The 18,614-nt window shown below is 71.7% G+C and carries 15 protein-coding genes; 8 read left to right on the top strand and 7 right to left on the bottom strand.

The window, feature by feature from the left end; genetic code table 11:
* Nucleotides 1-28 precede the first annotated feature (28 nt).
* Nucleotides 29-2,257 carry an MMPL family transporter gene (locus DEJ49_RS02510; RefSeq protein WP_150182168.1) on the top strand — a complete coding sequence of 743 codons (2,229 nt, stop codon included), beginning with the start codon at nt 29-31 and terminating at the stop codon, nt 2,255-2,257.
* A 30-nt stretch (nt 2,258-2,287) separates the two neighbouring features.
* Here the strand turns inward: DEJ49_RS02510 and DEJ49_RS02505 are convergent, their stop codons facing one another.
* On the bottom strand, nt 2,288-3,148 hold the full coding sequence (locus tag DEJ49_RS02505; protein ID WP_150182167.1) for a restriction endonuclease: 861 nt from the start codon (nt 3,146-3,148) through the stop codon (nt 2,288-2,290).
* 222 nt (nt 3,149-3,370) lie between these two features.
* On the opposite strand from DEJ49_RS02505, the gene DEJ49_RS02500 reads away from it, so the two are divergent.
* The 4 genes from DEJ49_RS02500 to DEJ49_RS02485 all read left to right on the top strand — a co-directional run bounded on the left by DEJ49_RS02500 (nt 3,371) and on the right by DEJ49_RS02485 (nt 6,479).
* Nucleotides 3,371-3,823, top strand: a complete 453-nt coding sequence (locus tag DEJ49_RS02500) for an SRPBCC family protein (RefSeq protein ID WP_150182166.1) — start codon at nt 3,371-3,373, stop codon at nt 3,821-3,823.
* Nucleotides 3,824-4,048: 225 nt separating this feature from the next.
* A complete protein-coding gene (locus tag DEJ49_RS02495; RefSeq protein WP_411757130.1) occupies nt 4,049-5,209 on the top strand; it encodes an FUSC family protein in 1,161 nt (386 codons plus the stop codon).
* A 52-nt stretch (nt 5,210-5,261) separates the two neighbouring features.
* Entirely contained in the window at nt 5,262-6,161 is a 900-nt protein-coding gene (locus DEJ49_RS02490) for an NAD-dependent protein deacetylase (RefSeq protein ID WP_150182164.1), read from the top strand.
* Nucleotides 6,162-6,266: 105 nt separating this feature from the next.
* Nucleotides 6,267-6,479 (top strand): hypothetical protein, encoded by a 213-nt coding sequence (locus DEJ49_RS02485; RefSeq protein ID WP_150182163.1) that lies wholly within the window; start codon nt 6,267-6,269, stop codon nt 6,477-6,479.
* Between the two features lie 36 nt (nt 6,480-6,515).
* Here the strand turns inward: DEJ49_RS02485 and DEJ49_RS02480 are convergent, their stop codons facing one another.
* Nucleotides 6,516-7,139: a hypothetical protein gene (locus DEJ49_RS02480; protein ID WP_150182162.1), complete on the bottom strand. Its 624-nt coding sequence runs from the start codon at nt 7,137-7,139 to the stop codon at nt 6,516-6,518.
* 112 nt (nt 7,140-7,251) lie between these two features.
* On the opposite strand from DEJ49_RS02480, the gene DEJ49_RS02475 reads away from it, so the two are divergent.
* The gene (locus DEJ49_RS02475) at nt 7,252-8,076 is read left to right on the top strand and encodes an FAD binding domain-containing protein (protein ID WP_150182161.1); all 825 of its coding nucleotides are present in this window, start codon (nt 7,252-7,254) and stop codon (nt 8,074-8,076) included.
* Nucleotides 8,073-10,850, top strand: coding sequence for a molybdopterin-dependent oxidoreductase (locus DEJ49_RS02470; RefSeq protein WP_150182160.1), 2,778 nt, complete (start codon nt 8,073-8,075; stop codon nt 10,848-10,850). The genes DEJ49_RS02475 and DEJ49_RS02470 overlap by 4 nt, the downstream gene beginning before the upstream one ends.
* Here the strand turns inward: DEJ49_RS02470 and DEJ49_RS02465 are convergent.
* Complete coding sequence (locus tag DEJ49_RS02465) at nt 10,814-11,284, bottom strand: MSMEG_6728 family protein (protein ID WP_150182159.1); 471 nt, start codon at nt 11,282-11,284, stop codon at nt 10,814-10,816. The two genes, DEJ49_RS02470 and DEJ49_RS02465, sit on opposite strands and share 37 nt — an antisense overlap.
* A gap of 64 nt (nt 11,285-11,348) precedes the next feature.
* Nucleotides 11,349-12,311, bottom strand: coding sequence for an aldo/keto reductase family oxidoreductase (locus DEJ49_RS02460; RefSeq protein ID WP_223832688.1), 963 nt, complete (start codon nt 12,309-12,311; stop codon nt 11,349-11,351).
* A 158-nt stretch (nt 12,312-12,469) separates the two neighbouring features.
* Here DEJ49_RS02460 and DEJ49_RS02455 point away from each other — a divergent pair, with 158 nt between their 5' ends.
* Nucleotides 12,470-12,862 carry an STAS domain-containing protein gene (locus DEJ49_RS02455; protein WP_150182158.1) on the top strand — a complete coding sequence of 131 codons (393 nt, stop codon included), beginning with the start codon at nt 12,470-12,472 and terminating at the stop codon, nt 12,860-12,862.
* On the opposite strand, the gene DEJ49_RS02450 is transcribed toward DEJ49_RS02455, so the two are convergent.
* From DEJ49_RS02450 to DEJ49_RS02440, 3 genes are read right to left on the bottom strand one after another with little or no spacing between them, the layout of a single operon-like run.
* Nucleotides 12,849-14,408, bottom strand: a complete 1,560-nt coding sequence (locus DEJ49_RS02450; RefSeq protein WP_150182157.1) for a class I adenylate-forming enzyme family protein — start codon at nt 14,406-14,408, stop codon at nt 12,849-12,851. The two genes, DEJ49_RS02455 and DEJ49_RS02450, sit on opposite strands and share 14 nt — an antisense overlap.
* On the bottom strand, nt 14,392-16,251 hold the full coding sequence (locus tag DEJ49_RS02445) for an ABC transporter ATP-binding protein (RefSeq protein ID WP_150182156.1): 1,860 nt from the start codon (nt 16,249-16,251) through the stop codon (nt 14,392-14,394). Before DEJ49_RS02445 ends, DEJ49_RS02450 begins: the two co-directional genes overlap by 17 nt.
* Nucleotides 16,251-18,089 carry an ABC transporter ATP-binding protein gene (locus tag DEJ49_RS02440; protein WP_150182155.1) on the bottom strand — a complete coding sequence of 613 codons (1,839 nt, stop codon included), beginning with the start codon at nt 18,087-18,089 and terminating at the stop codon, nt 16,251-16,253. Before DEJ49_RS02440 ends, DEJ49_RS02445 begins: the two co-directional genes overlap by 1 nt.
* Nucleotides 18,090-18,614 lie beyond the last annotated feature (525 nt).

Here is an 18,614-nt window from a genome sequence, read left to right as displayed (position 1 = left end):
ATGAACCCCTTTATGAAGGAGACAGCGCGTGTTCGAACGCATAGCCGAGCTGGCGATCCGCCGGTCGCGGCTGGTACTCATCGTCGCCGCAGTGGTCGTGGCCCTCATGGGCGTCCTGGGAGCCGGTGCGTTCGGGAAGCTGCTGGGGGGCGGTTTCGACGATCCGGCCTCCCAGTCCTCCCGGGCCAGGAACGTCATCGACGAGAAGCTCGGCGGAGAGACGAACCTGGTCCTCCTCGTCCGCGCCGCCGACGGCCGCATCGACGCCCCCGCCGCACGGCGCGGCGGCGAGGCGCTGGTCGCCGACCTGAAGAAGGAACGGGACCTGGAGAACGTCGTCTCGTACTGGGACACGAAAAGCCCCGATCTGCGCTCCAAGGACGGCCGCGAGGCCCTCGTGCTCGCCCGTGTGAAGGGCCACGACATGGAGCAGCAGGAGAACGCCAAGGGCGTCATCGACGACTACGCCGGAACGTACGGGGACACGCTCACCGTCAAGGCGGGCGGCAGCGCCGGCGTGAGCCACGAGATGGGGCCGCAGACCGAGAAGGACCTCGTCCTCGCCGAGACCATCGCCGTCCCGCTCATCCTCCTGCTGCTCCTCGTCGTCTTCGGCACCGTCGTCTCCGCGCTGCTGCCGCTCGCCATCGCGCTGATCGCCATCGTGGGCGTCTTCGCGGAGCTGTACGTGGTCGGCAGCGTCACCGACGTCTCCATCTTCGCGATCAACCTCACCACGGCACTCGGCCTCGGACTCGGCGTCGACTACGCCCTGTTGATGATCAGCCGGTTCCGGGAACAGCTCGCGGCGGGGGCGAGCGTCGAGGACGCCGTCCGCAGGACGATGAGCACGGCGGGCCGCACCGTCGCGTTCTCCGCGGCGACCGTGGCGGCCGCCCTCGCTGCGCTCATGGTGTTCCCGCAGTACTTCCTCCGCTCGTTCGGCTACTCCGGCGTCGGCGTCGTCGTCATCGCGGCCCTCGCCTCCCTGTTCGTGATGCCCGCGCTGCTCAACGTCCTGGGGCACCGCGTGAACAGCGGGCGGATGCCGTGGGCGAAGCGGGCACGCACCGGGTCCCCGGTACCGGGCACCGGGGCCCAGGCCTCGGTGTGGGGCCGCCTCGCCCGCACCGCCATGCGCCGCCCCGCGCTCACCGCGCTGCCCGTGCTCGCGGTCCTGCTCCTCGCGGCGAGTCCGCTGCTCGGCATCACCTTCGGCACGGCCGACGAACGCGTCCTGCCCGAGGACGCCAAGAGCCGCGAGGTCTCCGTGTCACTGCGCGAGAACTTTCACGGAAACGACGCGGCGGCCCTGCACGTCGTCATCGACGGGGACGTGGACAAGGCACCGCTGACCGCCTACGCGGCACGCCTGTCCGGGCTCGACGGGGTCGCCCGCGTCGAGACCGGCACGGGTACCTACGCCGACGGCAAGGCCGATGCGACCGGCCCCGGCAACCCGGCCCTCGGCCGCCCCACCGCGCAGCAGCTCAACGTCGTCAGCACCCTGACGCCGAAGTCCGACGCGGCGAAGGACCTGGTCGAAGAGGTCAGGACGACCGCTCCGCCCGCCGGGACACACCCGCTGGTCGGCGGCGGCGACGCCGAACTCGTCGACTCCAACGACTCCATCGCGAGCAGGCTGCCGCTCGCCGTGGGCCTCGTCGTCGTCACCACGTTCCTGCTGCTCTTCCTCTTCACCGGCAGCGTCGTGCAGCCGCTGCGGGCCCTCGTCCTCAACGCGGTCAGCCTGGGCGCGACCATCGGCGTGATGACCTGGATCTTCCAGGACGGCAACCTCTCCGGGGTGCTCGGCTTCACCGCGCAGCCGATGGAGACGTCGATGACGGTGCTGATGTTCTGCGTCGCCTTCGGCCTCTCGATGGACTACGAGGTGTTCGTCACCAGCCGCATCAAGGAACTGCACGACCTCGGCGAGGACAACGAGTCCGCGGTGACGGGCGGCCTCGGGCACACCGGAGGCATCGTCAGCGCGGCGGCCGCCCTGATCGCGGTCAGCTTCTTCGCCTTCGGCACGGCGGAGATCAGCTTCATGCAGCTCTTCGGCCTCGGCAGCGGTCTCGCCATCCTCATCGACGCGATCGCCGTGCGCGGCATCCTCGTCCCGGCGGCGATGCGGCTGCTCGGCCGCTCCGCCTGGTACGCGCCGGGGCCGCTGCGAAGGTTCCACGCGCGGTTCGGCCTGAGCGAGGACGGTCCGGTGCCCGCGGCGCGGCAGGTCGCGGCGAAGGTCTGATCCGTACGTCCGTGTGTCCTTGGTGGTCGGTCAGGCGTCGACGGCCACCAGGTCCCACGGGCTCGGCCCCGTGCCGTCGCACCACGCCCGCAACTCCGCGCCGTTCACGCAGACTATGCCGCACTGCTCCGCGTATTCGAGGGCGGGAGCGGTGAAGTCGCTCGTCGTCACCAGCGCGGCGACGTCCGCCTCGTGGACCGTGTAACACGTGCCCCCGAAGCGCTGCAGGTCCTGCGAGCCGACCTTGTTGTCCTCGCCGTAGCGCTTGCACTGGATGACGATCCTGCGCCCGTCCGGCGCCACCGCCAGGACGTCCGCGCCCAAGTCGCAGGCGCCGCCCACGACTTCCACGCCCTGGCACGCGTCGCGGGCGCACAGGTCGGCCACGGCCTGCTCGAAGGCGTCGGGGTCGAGTTCGCCGTAGTCGATGTACACAACGGGCGGTTCGACGACGACGGTTGTGGCTTCCTCCGCGTCGACCACGAGGGTGGGTTCCGTGCCGAGGGCGGGTTCCGGCGCGAAGCCGTCCCCCGCGACGGCGGGAACCACCGGAGCGGCGACCGTCGCGGCAGCCGCCGGCGTCCGCGTGCCCTCCAGGCTCTCGGACGCCCGCTCGGCCGCCTCCTCCAGCGCCACGGCCGCGCGCCGCGCATACCTCGCCGCCGAGAAGCGCCGCCACCGGGACCTGCCGAGGCAGGCGGCCGAAAGCCCCACGACGACGAGCGAGCCGATCCACAGCGGACGGCTCTCGACCATGTGGGCCGCGGCACGCACCACAGCCGCCGCGCCGACCAGCAGGATCGCGACGAGCACGAAGAACAGAGCGGTCGTACGCAGATCGAAGCGCCGCTCGCGGTTCGTCCGCCGAACGGGGCGCGGGGACACGGTCATTGCTCTCCCTGTCGGTGGACGGGTATGAAGATCACTTCCCCCGCTTGCCCAAGATCGGCACCCCCAAAAGAGCACCACGCGGCACCTGTGACGTGTGGAGTGCGTGAGTGAAAACGGATGTGCCGGGCACTCGCGAGTGCAGAGAGAGATGCGCCGGCCGGTCGGCCCGTATGAGGTCGGCCGGGTGGCCGCATCAGGACGTACGCGAGGAAAGGTGTATCCGTGTCGCAAGTCGAAGAGTCCATCGAGGTCGACGTCCCGGTCCGCGCCGCGTACAACCAGTGGACCCAGTTCGAGACGTTCCCCGAGTTCATGCAAGGGGTGGAGCGGATCGAGCAGCGTACCGACAAGCTCACCCACTGGGTGACGAAGATCGACGGCGTGGAGCGCACGTTCGACGCCAGGATCACTGAGCAGATCCCGGACGAGCGCGTGGCGTGGACCACGGTGGAGGGCGAGGCCAAGCAGGCCGGCGTCGTCACCTTCCACCGTCTGGACGACTCACGCACCAAGGTCATGCTGCAGATGCACTACGACCCCGACGGCCTCGCCGAGACCGTCGGCGACAAGCTCGGCTTCGTCAAGCGCCAGGTCACCGGCGACCTGGGGCGGTTCAAGCAGTTCATCGAGAAGCGCGGCGGAGCGGAGACGGGCGCCTGGCGCGGCGAGGTGTGACCCCCAGGGGCACGAGAGCACGAGACGCAGTCGGGGGTTCAAAGACAGGCTCTGAGGCCCGGACGACCATCGAGGTCGTCCGGGCCTTCCGCGTGTCGCCGCGCGATCACCGCCCGGATGCGGCAATGGTGACGACGACCCGGGTTCAAGTGATCGATGCGGGTTACACAGTGTCTGAAGTCCCCGAGGGCGGGATCGAGCACAAAAGGGCGGTCGGAGCGCGTGGTGAAGCGGTTGCGTAGTGGTGGAGCGTGGGCGGCGCGGGCGTGGCGCTCGTCGGGGCACGAGCGTCACACGGTGCTGCTCGTCGCCAAGCGCGTGCTCGCGGCGACGCTGTCGTGGTGGATCGCGCACGACTTCCTGAACGCCACGTCCCCCGCGTTCGCACCGTTCTCCGCGGTACTGATCATGAACGTCACGCTCCAGAAGTCGGTGTGGCAGACACTCCGCTACGTCGCCGCTGTCGTCGTCGGCGTGGCCGTGCAGGCCGCGATCGGCTTCACCGCGGGCCCCGACCTGTTCGCCTTCGTCGTGGTCGCCGCCATCGCGCTGAGCCTCGGCCAGTGGACGGCGCTCGGCGAGCAGCGCTCCCAGGTCGCCACCGCCGCGTTCTTCGCCTTCTCGACGTACGCCGCCGCCGCCACGAACGCCGACCGGGCCCTCCAGCTCGGGCAGATCATCCTCCTCGTCCTCATCGGCTGCGGCATCGGCCTCGTCGTCAACCTGTGCATCGCGCCCCCGCTGCGCTACCGCAGCGCCGAGCAGGGCCTGCGCGCCCTCGCCGCGGAGATGGAGTACCTCCTCGACGACATGGCCGACGGCCTGAGCAGCGGTGACGTGGACGCCGACCGGGCCGAACAGTGGCGCAAGGCGGGCGAGCGCGTGCAGGACGCGGTGGGCCAGGCGCGGGCCGGGCTGAGGACGGCGGAGAGCAGCGTGCCGTTCAACCCGCGCCGGCTGCTCCCCGCCCACCGCGGCTACCTCAGCTTCGAGCGCTACCGGCAGGCGCTCGGCGCCATGGAGCGCGCGGTCTACCAGCTGGCCTCGCTGACCCGCAGTCTCGGCCGGTGGCGCGAGACGGAGGACACGTACACCTACACACCGGCCCTTGAGGCCTACGCCGACTTCGCCGCGAGCCTGCGCGACATCGTGCACGTCCTCGTCCAGCTCGACTCCGACACGCTGGCCGACCAGGCCAAGGAGCTGTGCGGGCTGGCCGAGACCGCTCAGGAGGCGCTGCAAAAGGTGCTCGACGTAGCGCAGGAGCACAGTCTGCCGCTGGCCGACGCGTCCCGCCCGTACGGGGTCCTCATCGTCGAGGCCACCCGCCTGATGGAGGAGTTCCAGAACACCTGCGACGTGCTCCAGGACACGGCGGACGCGTGAGGCGAACCGATCACCACGGGCGCTGTCCGAGTCCGGCCCTAAGCTGAAGAACATGCGGATGCGACCCACGCTGACCTGGGAGCCGCAGGGCGACCTGCCTCCGGCCTCGACCGACCTCTCGGCGGTCGTCGCCGCGGTGCGCGCGGGAGGCGTCGTCGTGCTCAGCGGCGCGGGCCTCTCGACGGAGTCCGGTATTCCGGACTACCGCGGCGAGCACGGCGCGTTCCGCCGCAACCACGTGCCGATGACGTTCCAGGAATTCATCGGCGGCGAGGACGCGCGACGGCGGTACTGGGCGCGCAGTCAGCTCGGCCGCCGGTCCATGGCGGGGGCCCGCCCGAACGCCGGACACCGCGCGGTGGCGGCCCTGGCCGGAGCGGGCCTCGTCACCGGGGTGATCACGCAGAACGTGGACGGGCTGCAGCAGGCCGCCGGAGCGCCGAACGTGGTCGAGCTCCACGGCACCCTCGACCGCGTCGTCTGCCTGGACTGCGGCGCCACCCACGACCGAGCGACGCTCGACGACCTCCTGCGCCGGGCGAACCCCGGCTTCGAGGAGGTCGCCGCCCGCCACCGCGCGGCGCAGGTGAACCCGGACGGCGACGTGGACCTGCCCGACGAGGCCGTCCGCGGCTTCAGGACCGTGGCGTGCACGGCCTGCGGCACCGGCGTGCTCAAGCCGGACGTGGTGTTCTTCGGCGAGAACGTCCCGCCCGAGCGGGTGGCCGTGTGCCGGAGCCTCATCGACGGAGCGGCCACCGTGCTGGTCCTCGGCTCGTCCCTGACGGTCATGTCCGGCCTGCGTTTCGTGCGCCAGGCCGCACAGTCCGGCACTCCGGTCCTCATCGTGAATCAGGGCCCCACCCGCGGCGACCGCCTCGCCACCCGCATCGACCTGCCGCTGGGCCGCGCCCTGACGGACGTGGTGCAGCAGACCCTGCCGCCCTCCTGACAGGGACCTGGTCGCACCGGACGCAACAGTTGGACATCCAGGCCCCACCTCTGGCAACGTCGCCCGTCCGTTCCCGGACCCGAGGGGAGAAACACGATGATCGAAGTGAGCACACGCAGCGTCAAGGAGGCAGCCGCCGCCGAGCAGCTGCGCGCCAACACCACGACGCTCGACATTCCGAAGGGTTTCGACCTCTGGACGCCCGAGGAGATCGCGGACTGGCTCGACACCGTCGAGGACGACCCGAAGGTCTCCGACGCGGACTTCTACGAGGCCCAGCAGGCCGTCCAGCGGGTGCTGGACGGCGAGGGCGCCTGACCCGACCCCGACCGTGCGCCCTGCGGCGGCGTCCGCTCAGGCCGAGACCGGCAGCGCCTGCGGGTCCACCTCGCAGCGCCGCACCGAGTCGGCGAGGCCGCCGCCGCCGACCTCCACCCGGGTCGTCGCCTTGCCGTTTCCGGGGACCTTGACCTTCTCGGACTGCTCGACGACCGTGATGCCGTCGGCGTCCACGAACGTGACCGAGACCCAGAAGCGGCCCGCCTTGTCGTTCTTGTTCGTGACCTCGACCGTCGCGTAGGGGGCCGCCTTCGTCGCGCAGCGCACCAGCTTCGCCGTCGCGTCCTCCGTGCGCTTGCCCCCCGAACCGGACGAGCTCGACGAGGTGGAGTCCTCGGTCGGCAGCCGCCGGTGCGTGCCGCTGCCGTTCCTGCCCCCGTCCCCGCTGTCGCCGCCGCCGTACACGTCGTCATCGTCGTCGTAGCCCGAACCGGACGTCGACGAACCGGACGTACCTCCCGAGCTGCTCGACGACGAACTGTCGTGGTCCTGGCTGGAGTTGCTGCAACCGCCGCCGCCACCCCCGTCACTGTGACGGCTGCCGCCGCCGTGACCCCGGCCCGTCGTGAAGCCGGTCAGGGCCAGCGTCGACAGCGTCAGCGCGGCGGTGATCTTGAGTATGCGCCCCCTGTTTGTCATTCGATCATTCTTGTGACCGTGCGTCCCTTCTGGCAAATGGGCGCGGCGTCGCACATCCCCTCTGCGCGGGGCGGGTTGAATCGGTGGTGGCTGCGACGACCCGGTGGGAGACATGGATCTGAACACGGTTCTCGACGTGTGCGACGCTCGCCGTCGCGGACCCTGGCGGCCGGGCGACGCCTGGCTCGGCGGTGGAACGTACCTCTTCTCCGAACCCCAGCCGCGGCTGCGGCGCCTGGTGGACCTGAGCGGGCTGGGCTGGGAGCCGTTCCGCGCACTGCCGGACGGCTCGGTGCGGATCTCCGCCACCTGCACGATCGCGCAGCTGTCCCGGTTCGGGCGCACGCTCGACGCGACCGCGGCCCCCCTCTTCGAGCAGTGCTGCCGCGCCTTTCTCGCCTCGTTCAAGATCTGGAACATGGCGACCGTCGGCGGCAACCTCTGCCACGCGCTGCCCGCGGGGCCGATGATCTCCCTCACCGCGGCCCTCGACGGCGTGTGCTCGCTGCAGGCCCAGGACGGTGTGCTCCGCAGGGTGCGCACGGTGGACTTCGTCACCGGGGACGGCGGCAAGGACCTCGCCGAGGGCGAGCTGCTGCGTTCGGTGACGCTTCCCGCCCGCGCCCTCAGGTGCCGCACGGCGTTCCGGCAAGTGTCGCTGTACGGCCTCGGCCGCTCCGGCGCACTCGTCATCGGCACGCTCGACCCCTCGGACCGCTCGCTGACCCTGACCGTCACGGCCGCGACCCGCCGGCCGTTCCGTCTCTCGTTCGCCGAGCCGCCGGGCGCGTCCGAGCTGAGCGGGGCGATCACGTCGGCCGTCGCCGACCGCGACTGGTTCGACGACATCCACGGACTGCCCGAATGGCGACGGCACATGACGCTCCGCCTCGCCGAGCAGATCCGCCGTGAACTCACCCTGGACGGCGGGCGATGACCTTCACGGTCCGGGTCAATGGACGGGCCTGCGACGCCGCGCCGCGCCCCGGCCAGTGTCTGCGCACCTATCTGCGCGAACGCGGCTGGTTCGGCGTGAAGAAGGGCTGCGACGCGGGGGACTGCGGGGCCTGCACGGTCCACGTGGACGGGGAACCGGTGCACAGCTGCCTCTACCCGGCCGTCCGGGCGCGCGGGCGGTCGGTCACCACGGTGGAGGGCCTGGCGGCCGAGGACGGCGGACTCCACCCCGTACAACAGGACTTCCTCGACGCCCAGGGCTTCCAGTGCGGGTTCTGCACCGCCGGATTCCTGATGACCACCGTCGCGCTGGAAGGGGACCTGGACGACCTGCCGCGTGCTCTCAAGGGCAACATCTGCCGCTGTACCGGGTACCGCGCCATCGAGGACGCCGTCCGAGGCGTGCGGCACACCGAAGATCCCGGCGCCGGGCGAGCCGTGGGCGCGAGGCCCGGTGCCCCCGCCGGCCGCGAGATCGTCACCGGCACCGCCCGGTACACCTTCGACGTCGACGTGCCCGGACTGCTGCACATGAAGCTGCTGCGCTCCCCGCACCCGCACGCCCGCATCGTCGCCATCGACACCCGTGCCGCACGCACCGTTCCCGGCGTGCACGCCGTGCTCACCCACGAGGACGCCCCCGACACGCTCTACTCCACCGCCCGCCACGAGGACCCCACCGACGACCCCGCCGACACCCGCGTCCTGGACGACACCGTCCGGTACGTCGGGCAGCGCGTCGCCGCCGTGGTCGCCGACAGTGAACAGGCCGCGGAAGAAGCCTGCCGCCGCATCGACGTGACGTACGAGCAACTTCCCCACGTCACCGACCCGGAGGAGGCCATGAGGCCCGGCGCGCCCGTCATCCACGCCGGAAAGGGCCCCGAGGCACGGATCGCTCGCGTCGACGACAACGTGGCCGGTGAGGTGCACGCGGAGACCGGCAGCGTCGACGACGGCTTCGCCGAGGCCGACGTCGTCCACGAGGGCACGTATCGCACCCAGCGCGTCCAGCACGCGAGCCTGGAGACGCACGGCAGCGTCGCCTGGTTCGAGGAGGAGGGCGGGGCCGAGCGCCTCACCGTCCGCACCAGCACCCAGACCCCCTTCCTCACGCGGCGCGCACTGTGCGCCCTGTTCGGACTGCCGGAAGACGGTGTCCGCGTCGTCACGGGACGCGTCGGCGGCGGGTTCGGCGGCAAGCAGGAAATGCTGACCGAGGACATCGTCGTCCTCGCCGCGCTCAAGCTGCGCCGCCCCGTCAAGCTCGAGTACACCCGCGCCGAGCAGTTCCACGGCGCCACCACCCGGCACCCGTTCACGGTCCGCGTCAAGGTCGGCGCCCGCGCCGACGGCACGCTGACCGCCCTCCAGATGCGCGTGGTCTCCGACACCGGCGCGTACGGCAACCACGGGCCCGCGGTGCTGCTCCACGGCGTCAAGGAACCCTTCGCCCTCTACCGGGCCCCGCACAACAAGGTCGACGGCTTTGCCGTCTACACCAACAGCGTTCCCTCGGGCGCCTTCCGGGGATACGGCCTGGGGCAGGTCACCTTCGCCGTCGAGTCCGCCATGGACGAGACGGCACGCCTCCTGGGCATGGACCCGCTCGACTTCCGCGAGAAGAACCTCATCGGCCCCGACGACCGTCTGACCGGGCCGACCGGTGAGGACGAGGACCTGCGCATCGGCTCGTACGGCCTGGGCCAGTGTCTGTCGGTCGTCCGTGGCGCCGTCGCGGACGACCGGAGCGGTGCCGACGTCCCGGAGGGGTGGCTGACCGGCCAGGGCGCGGCCGTCTCGATGATCGCCACCGGACTGCCCGGCGGGCACCACGCCGACGCGCGCGTCCGCCTCCTCGCCGACGGGACGTACGACCTGGCCGTCGGCACGACGGAACTCGGCAACGGCACCACCACCGTCCACGGGCAGATCGCCGCCGCGGCCCTCGGCACGACCGTCGACCGGATCGGAGTGCGCCAGTCGGACACCGACGTCGTCCGCCACGACACCGGCGTCTTCGGTTCGACCGGCACGGTCGTCGCGGGCAAGGCGGTCCTGCTCGCCGCGGAGTCCCTTGCCGGGCGCATCGCGGACTTCGCGGCACGGCACACGGGCGCGGCCCGCGACCGGTGCGTGCTCGCCGCGGACGCGGTGGACTGCGCGGGCCGGCTTGTCCCCCTGTGTGCGCTGTACGAGGCGGCCCGTGCCGAGGGCGCGCAGGACGAGCTGGCGGGGGAAGGGCACGGGGACGGCAGTCCCCGTTCCGTCGCCTTCAACGCGCAGTGGTTCCGCGTCGCCGTCGACCCGGACACCGGGGAGACGCGGATCCTGCGCAGCGTGCACGCCGCGGACGCGGGCCGGGTCCTGAACCCGCTGCAGTGCCGCGGACAGATCGAGGGCGCGGTCGCGCAGGCGCTCGGCGCCACGCTCTTCGAGGCCGTACGGCTGGACGGACGCGGTGAGGTGACCACCGCGGCGTTCCGCCGCTACCGCCTCCCGCACTTCGCCGAGGTGCCCCGCACCGAGGTCCACTTCGCGGAGACCACGGACGCGATCGGCCCGCTCGGAGCCAAGTCGATGAGCGAGAGCCCCTTCAACCCGGTGGCGCCCGCCTTCGCCAACGCCCTGCGCGACGCCACCGGCATCCGGTTCACCGAGACGCCGATGACCCGGGACCGCGTCTGGCTCGCCATCGCCCGGCAGGGGGCCGTGGGCTACGCGGTGGACCGGTCGGAGGACGGCCACAGGTAGGGCAGGTCGTCGGGGACGCCGGGGAAGAGCGGGGCGTAGACCTCCGGCGCCTTGCGCACCAGCGCCGACTGATGGCTGAGGTGGAAGGCGGGGTCCCCGAGCCAGGGCGGCAGCTCGCCCTCGTCGGCGAGCTCCTCCTGGTGGCGCACGACGGAGCCCGGCCGGTGCTCGGAGAAGTCCGTGACCAGCGTGGTGGCGCAGGTGTCGCTGCGGCCCTCCGCCACCCATACCGCGCACACGTCGAGGCCGTAGCGGACGAGGGCTTCCTCGTAGCCGGTCCACATGCGGACCGCGGGGTGGTGCCGCCAGCCGTAGCCGGGCACGGTCAGACCGCGCAGCACTTGGAGGGCCTCGACGCGCTGTTTGCCCAGGCGGGCCTGGTCGAGGGCCGCGGCGGACCGCGTGAATTCGGGGTACGGGAGGAAGGTCTGCACGGTGCATGCCTACCGCGGCGGCCACGATCCCACCCGTCCCCGCCCGCCTTCGCGGCGCGCCCGGTCAGGGCAGGGGGCCGCCGCGGGCGGCGACCCACAGCTCGTACCACTCCTCGTGGGTGAGTCCGGGTTCATGGACGACGGCGTCACGGCAGGCGCGGATGCGCTCGGGACGGCTGGTGCCGATGACCGGGGCGACGCGGGCCGGGTGGCGCTGGAGCCACCACAGCAGGATCGTCTCCGGCGTCGTCCCTTTGCGCTCGGCGAGGCCGGCGACGAGCTCGGCGGCCGCCGCGTCCCGGGCGCCGGTGGCCTGCGGGGGACCGGTGTAGCGGCCCTGGGCGAGGGCGCCCCAGGCCTGGAGCTGGATCCCGCGCGCCCCGCAGTACTCGACGGTCCCGTGCGGGAAGCCGTTCTCCGCCGCGGCCGGTGTGTTCACGAGGACGCCCGCCTCGACCCAGTCCCGGCTGCCGAGGCTCATCTCCAGCTGGTCGGCGACCAGCGGCAGGTCGAGGTGGGCCTGCAGCTGCTCGATCTGTGCGGCGCTCATGTTGGACACGCCGAAGCGGCGCACGAGCCCCTGCCCGTGCAGCGAGGTGAGCGCCTTCGCGGTGTCCTGCGGGTCGGCCAGCGGATCGGGACGGTGCAGCAGCAGTACGTCGATGACGTCGGTGCGCAGCCGGGTGAGGCTCTCCTCGACGCACCGCACGATGTGCCGGGACCGCAGGTCGTACATGCCGGGGTGGCGCCCGTCGGCCTGCCGGATGCCGCACTTGGTCTGCAGGACGATCCGCTCCCGCAGCCCGGCGGCCCTGCCGAGGAGTTCGCCGAAGACCGCCTCCGACTTTCCGCGACGGTAGATGTCGGCGTGGTCGAACACCGTGATGCCGATGTCCAGCGCGGCCTCGACGGCGGCTTCGGCGTGGGCGATGTCCGCGGCGGTGTACGGGGCGTCGTCCCAGGTGCCGCCGAGCCCCATGCACCCGTACAGCGGCCGCCCGGCGGATACGTCGGTCTGTTCGGTCATACGTGGTCTTCCCTCCTGCACGACAGGCTTGCGCCTACACCCATACCCACAGGGGGACTTCCTCCCGATTCCCCGCGTCGGCCGGTGGAAATGGGGCAGACTCGGTCCGGCACGACACACCCGGAACGTGGCACGACCTAGGTACCGTCGAGGAGAACGTGGCCGACACCCCGAGCCCCGGCCGACACGGCAGGCAGAGCGAACAGACCAGGCACGGCCGCCTTTCGGTCGTGCGCTCCGCCGTCGACGGCGTCCGCGTCGTCGCACTGCACGGCGAGATCGACCACGCCGTCAAGGACGAGTTCCATCAAGCCCTGATTCCCGAGGACGGCACGCCGCCGCCCCGGACCGTCGTCGACCTCAGCGACGTGACCTTCATGGACTCCAGCGGCATCAACGTCTTCATCGCCGCACACCACACCGTCAAGGAAGCAGCGGGATGGCTGCGCATCGCCGCCCCCAGCGAGTCCGTGCTGCGCGTCATCCAGCTCATCGGTCTCGACGCGGTGATCCCCTGCCACCCCACGCTCGAACAGGCTAGAACCGCCTGACGGACGACGCGGTGCGGGCCGCGGTCCGCACCGCGGCGCGCCTGACCTTGCCCATCGGGCTCTTCGGCAGCGAGGCCACGAAGTCGACCTCGGCGGGCACCTGGTGGGGCAGGAGCCGGGCGCGGCAGTGGGACGTCAGCTCCGTCGCCGACAGCGGGGGCCGCGTCACCACGGACGCCCGTACGCGCTCGCCGCCGTCGTCGGTCGGCTCGCCCCAGACCACCGCCTCGACGACCGAGGGGTGGTCCAGCAGGGCCTGCTCCACCTCGACGGGGTTCACCTTCTTGCCGCCCACGTTGATGAAGGAGTCCTTCCGCCCGACCAGGTGCAGGTGGCCCGCGGGGCCGACGCGGGCCACGTCGCCGGTCCGGTACCAGCCGTCGGTGAAGGCCTCCCGCGTGGCGTCGGCGTGCCCGAGGTAGTGCGTGAACATCGCGGGCGTCCGTACCAGCAGCGCCCCTTCCTCGCCGGGCGCCACCTCGTCCCCCCGCTCGTCGACGACACGGATCCGCACGCCGGGCATGGGCCGGCCCACACCGAGGTCCGCCGCAGAGCCGTCCGCCGCCGAGCCGTCCTGCGGGTGCCGGGCGGCGATGACTCCCGCTTCCGTGCAGCCGTAGACCTGCTGGATGTCCAGGCCGAGCCGTTCCTTCGCCCGCCGCGCCACGGCGGGCGGCAACGCGGCCCCCGAGGACAGGCACAGGCGGAGTGCGCGGGGCACGGACGGGCCCGCACCGGCCGCGCGCGTCGTCAGGTCGTACGCCATGGGGGCGGCGACCAGGACCGTGCAGGCGTGCTCGTCCAGGGCACGCAGGAGCCGCGCGGGGGTGAAACGGCCTAGGAGGACGAGCTCCGCGCCTGCGCGCAGCGCCGTGACCAGTCCGGCCACCAGGCCGAAGGAGTGCAGCAGGGGGACGGCGGTCAGGATGCGGTCGTCCTCGGTGATCCCGTAGGAACGGGCGTAGATGTCACCGCCGTTGACGAGGTTGCGCTGCGTGTGGACGGCCACCTTGGGCTCTCCGGTCGAGCCGGACGTGTACTGGTGGAGGAAGGGGGCGTCGGGGGCGGAGGGTTCGTCGCCCCGAGCTTCCCAGGTGGGTGCGTCGCCTCCTGGGTCCTCGACGGGGACGAACGCGCAGTCGAGGGGGGCCGGGCCTTTCGTGCCCTCCAGCGCGGCGAGCCTCGCGGCGTGCCCCAAGACGGACAGTGGGCCCAACTTTTCGCGTATCACGCTGAGTTGAGGCACCTGGGTGCCGGGTTCCAGCGGGGCGAGACGCAGTCCGAGGCGGGCCGCGGCGAGGAGCGCGACGACGCAGTCCGGGGTGTTCTCCAGGAGCAGGGCCACCGTGCCGTGCTCGGCGACCCCGAGCGCCCTGAACCGGCACGCGGCGGCCCGCGCCTTCCCGTGCAGCTCGCCGTAGGTCAGGACGGCGTCCTCACCGCGAACGGCCACGGCGTGGGGGCGAGTTCGGGCGGCGCTGTCCAGCAGTTCGTGGAGGGTCGCGGGGACGGGCCCGTCGGCCTTGTGCTCAGACGCGTTGTCCATCGACCACGCTCTCCTCTCGATCGGCGGGGGCTGCGGGGTCCGTGGGCTCCGCGGGGTCCTCGTCGGGGCGCTGGTGGCGGAAGTAGCGGTCGTAGAGGCGCCGGTACGCCCCGCCCTGGCCGAGGAGCGTGGCGTGGTCGCCCTCCTCGATGATCCGGCCTTCGTCGACGACGACGATCGTGTCCGCCTTGCGGACCGTGGGCAGGCGGTGCGCGACGACGATCGTCGTGCGGTCCGCGGCGAGCGCCTCCAGGCCCTCCTGGATCTGGGCCTCCGTCAGCGGGTCGATGCTGGCGGTGGCCTCGTCGAGGATCAGGACGGGGGCGTCCTGGAGGAAGACGCGGGCGAGCGCGACGATCTGCCGCTGGCCGGTCGACAGGTTCCGGCCGCCCTCGTCGGTGGGCGTGTCCAGGCCCTCCGCGAGCTGCTCGAGCCAGTCGCCGCCCGCCACCGCGCGCGCCGCGGCCTCGATCTCGTCGCGTCCGGCGCCCGGCCGGCCGCGGGCGATGTTGTCCGCGACCGTCCCGGAGAAGAGGAACGGCGTCTGCGTCACCACACCGAGGCAGCGCCGGTACTGGTCGAGGTCCAGGGTGCGCACGTCGAGACCGTCGACCTCGATGCTCCCCTTCTGGAATTCGTACGCGCGCATGATCAGCCGCACCACGCTCGACTTGCCGGCGCCCGTGTGGCCGACGAGCGCCACGGTGCGGCCCGCGGGGATGTCGAGGCTCACGCCGTTGAGCACGGGGTGCTCGTCGTCGTAGCCGAAGTGGACGTCGCGCAGGGTGATCTCACCGCGCAGGCGCGGCACCGGGACCCGGTCGAGCTGGCGCACCGTCGACTCGCGGTCGACGAGGGCGAAGACCCGCTCGCCCGCGGCCAGGCCCTGCTGGAGCTGGCTCCAGAAGGAGGCGATGCTGGTGAGCGGCGACCAGAACAGGGCCAGGGCCTCCAGGAACAGCACCCACTCGCCCGCCGTCACCGAGCCCGAGTCGACGCCGTGCCCGCCCACCAGGACCACCGCGACCGTGCCGAGCCCCGTCAGGGAGATCAGCAGCGGAAAGATGCCGCTGAACAGGCGGTTCAGTCGCACGCTGGCCTTGAACCACCGGTCGTTGACGTCGTCCAGGCCGGACTGCGCGGACTGCTGGTGGCTGTGGTTGCGCGCCACGGCGATGCCCCGCAGCGTCTCCTGCACATAACCGTTGACCTCGGCCAGGGCCTGCTGCTGGCGGAGCGAGGCGTTGCGCGCAGCGCGCCGGAAGGCGAGGCTGACGGCGACGATGACCGCGGCCACGAAGGCCGTCACCAGGGCCAGCGGCACATTGATGACGAACAGGGCGGTCAGCAGGATCACGATCATCAGTACCTGGCCGAGCAGGCTCAGCATCAGGGTGATGAGTGTCGCGAAGGCCTGGGTGTCGTTGGTGACGCGGCTGACGACGACCCCGGTGGGGTGGGCGTCGTGGAACGCCATGTCCTGGCGCATGGCCGCCGCGAACGCCCGCTCTCGCAGCTTGAGCACGACGTCACCCGCCATGGTTCCGGCCGCGCGCTCCTGGAGGAGGTTCAGCAGCCAGGCGGCGATGCCGGCGACGAGGATGGCCGCGACCAGCCACGCGAGACGGCCGTCGCCGTCGTCCTCCAGGGCCGAGTCGACGGTCCGGGCGAGGAGCAGCGGCACGGCGCTGCCCGCCGTGGCGGCGACGATCACGGCGAGGGTCACGAAGACCACGGCCCGGCCCTTGCCGCGGAAGTACGGGGCGATACGGCGGGCCAGCTCGCGGTCGCCGTAGCGGCGGTCGTAGTCCTCCGGGTCGATGCCCTCCAGCAGATGCGCCATCAGTGGCTCTCCTCCTTGGCGCCCGCGGAGTCCGGGCCGCCGGGTGCCGGCGTGCTCAGATAGGGCGCGAAGATCCTGCGGTACAGGGAACAGTCCCGCAGTAGCTGTTCGTGACTGCCCTGGTCGACGATCCGGCCGGCGTCCAGGACGAGGATGTGGTCGGCCGCCCGGATGCGGGACAGCCGGGGTGTGACGAGGAACGTGGTCCGCCCGTCCGAGGCCTGCCGCATGGCGCGCTGCACCTCGTACTCGGTGGCGCTGTCGACGGCGCTGGTCGCGTCGTCCACGGCGAGGATGCGCGGGTCGGCGATCAGCGCGCGTGCGATGGCGAGGCGTTGGCGCTGTCCGCCGGAGAGGGTGACGCCGCGTTCGCCGATGACGGTGTCGTAGCCGTTCTCGGTCGCCGTGATGAAGTCGTGCGCCTGCGCGATGCGGGCCGCGGCCTCGATACGGGAGCGGTCCGTCCCGTCGTCCGAACCGAGGCTCAGGTTCTCCGCGATGGAGCGGGAGAAGAGCATCACGTCCTGCTCGATGACGGAGGTGCGCGAGCGCAGCGCCCCGATGTCCCAGTCCGTGGTGGGGACGCCGTCGACGAGGACGCGTCCCTCGTCCGGTGTGTAGGTGCGGTTCAGCAGGTGCAGGAGGGTGGACTTGCCGCTGCCCGTGGCGCCGACGATGGCCACGGTGGTGCCGGGCGCCACCCGGAACGACACGTCGCGCAGCACGGGCTTTCCGGGTTCGTAGCCGAACGTGACGTTCTCCATGGCGACTTCGCCGACGACGGGCGCGGTGTGGCGGCCGCCCCGCTCGTCCTCGCCCTCGGGGTCGTCGACGACCTCCTTGATGCGCTGCGCTCCCGCCATGCCGAGATAGATGAGCCCGAGGCTGAACGACGCCAGCTGGGTGGGGGCGCGCAGGGTGCCCATCAGCCCCAGGACGGCGACGAGTTCGCCGATGCTGAGGGAGCCGTCGCGCAGCAGGATCACGGAGTGCACCAGGGCGCCGACGGTGGCGAGCGTCAGGAGCAGCGGGGACAGGGCGAGTGCCTGGGTGCGGATCTGGCGTACGGAGGCGTCCCGGTACGCGCGGGCGAGATCGGTGAACCGGGCGCGTTCCTGGTCGGCTCCGCCGGTCGACCCCACGACCTCGATGCCGGCGATGCTCTCCGACGCCTGGGCCGTCATGTCGCCGAAGCGTTCGCGCGCCGTGTCGGACACGGGCTCCAGACGCCGTCCGTGTTCGGCGAGCGCCACGGCGAACAGCAGGACGAAGACGACGGGGGAGACCAGCAGCCGCGGGTCCACCAGCGCGATGAACACGATCGGCATCAGGATGTTCAGCGCGAGATCGACGGCCAGGTCGAAGCCCGGCGAGACCATCAGGTTCAGCGACTCCGCGTCGCCGGTGGCCCGTGCGGACAGGTCGCCGACCCGCCGCCGGTTGAAGTAGCCCTGACTCTTGCGCAGCAGACTGGCGAAGACCTGGGCGCGCGCGTTGCGTTCGAGTCCGCTGGCGAAGGACTCCAGGCTGTACGTGGACATGATGCCGCCCACCGCGCGGACGACCACGAGTGCGAAGAGACCGGCGGCGATGGCGTGGAACGTGCCGAAGTCGGGTGATCCGTCGTCCTGGTCGAGGACGGCGTCGAAGGCCAGACCGGTGACCAGCGGGATCGCCGCGGTCAGCGCCTGCCAGGCGAGGCTGCCCAGCAGGAACAGGGCGATGTACGGCCTGAAGGGCCGCATCTGTGCGAGCAGCCAGCGGGGGACGCTGCGCCGGTCGGCGTCGTCGTCGGTGTCTTCGGCTGCCGTGGCGCCCGCCATGGTCTCGGCGGTCATCGGCGCTCCTTGTCCGTGTCGGGGCCGCAGCGTCTCCGGGCCCGGAGAGGTCCGGAAAAGGTAAGCGACGCATGGTTTTCGGCCAGCACTCAGTGAAAATATGGGCGAGCGGCTCACAGGGTTTTCCGGCCGTCAATGTGAATTCGTTCCGGCCGGAATGGGCAGTCTCGCCGGAGGCGGCCGCGCGAGCGGATCACCCGGCACGCCATGGGGTGGCGGTGGGCGAGGCGGGCGTGCCGTGGCAAGGAAGCTACTGGTTTTCACCCCGAAAGGAAAGTCCGCCTCCCGGTCGCCCGAATAGCCGTGAGTTGAAAATTAAATCAACAGTGTCGAGGGGTGTGCCGACGTCTTTTTCGGGCCGCTCGGCCTGAACGCGTCGCGTCAAGCGGAATGGTTGAAGTCGCTTGAAACGTCTGGGTACTGTGATGAGTGTCCAGTGCTGAAAAGCGCTCGCAACTGCGTACCTATTGCAGGCATGTGCAGTGGTGGGCCGGCCGCGGCCTGCCGGTGGACGGCGCGGGGCGG

Origin of the sequence: Streptomyces venezuelae (genome assembly GCF_008642335.1) — a bacterium.
GTDB classification, from domain to species: domain Bacteria; phylum Actinomycetota; class Actinomycetes; order Streptomycetales; family Streptomycetaceae; genus Streptomyces; species Streptomyces venezuelae_F.
Note: the sequence above shows the minus strand (reverse complement) of the source record. Positions and strands in the feature narration are given on the sequence as shown.

Excerpts from the sequence above, each read along its gene's own strand:
- DEJ49_RS02505 (WP_150182167.1), bottom strand. The coding sequence starts at position 3,148 with ATGACCGTGTCCCCGCGCCCCGTTCGGCGGACGAACCGCGAGCGGCGC.
- DEJ49_RS02490 (WP_150182164.1), top strand. The coding sequence starts at position 5,262 with ATGCGGATGCGACCCACGCTGACCTGGGAGCCGCAGGGCGACCTGCCT.
- DEJ49_RS02480 (WP_150182162.1), bottom strand. The coding sequence starts at position 7,139 with ATGACAAACAGGGGGCGCATACTCAAGATCACCGCCGCGCTGACGCTG.
- DEJ49_RS02475 (WP_150182161.1), top strand. The coding sequence starts at position 7,252 with ATGGATCTGAACACGGTTCTCGACGTGTGCGACGCTCGCCGTCGCGGA.
- DEJ49_RS02470 (WP_150182160.1), top strand. The coding sequence starts at position 8,073 with ATGACCTTCACGGTCCGGGTCAATGGACGGGCCTGCGACGCCGCGCCG.
- DEJ49_RS02460 (WP_223832688.1), bottom strand. The coding sequence starts at position 12,311 with ATGACCGAACAGACCGACGTATCCGCCGGGCGGCCGCTGTACGGGTGC.
- DEJ49_RS02450 (WP_150182157.1), bottom strand. The coding sequence starts at position 14,408 with ATGGACAACGCGTCTGAGCACAAGGCCGACGGGCCCGTCCCCGCGACC.
- DEJ49_RS02445 (WP_150182156.1), bottom strand. The coding sequence starts at position 16,251 with ATGGCGCATCTGCTGGAGGGCATCGACCCGGAGGACTACGACCGCCGC.
- DEJ49_RS02440 (WP_150182155.1), bottom strand. The coding sequence starts at position 18,089 with ATGACCGCCGAGACCATGGCGGGCGCCACGGCAGCCGAAGACACCGAC.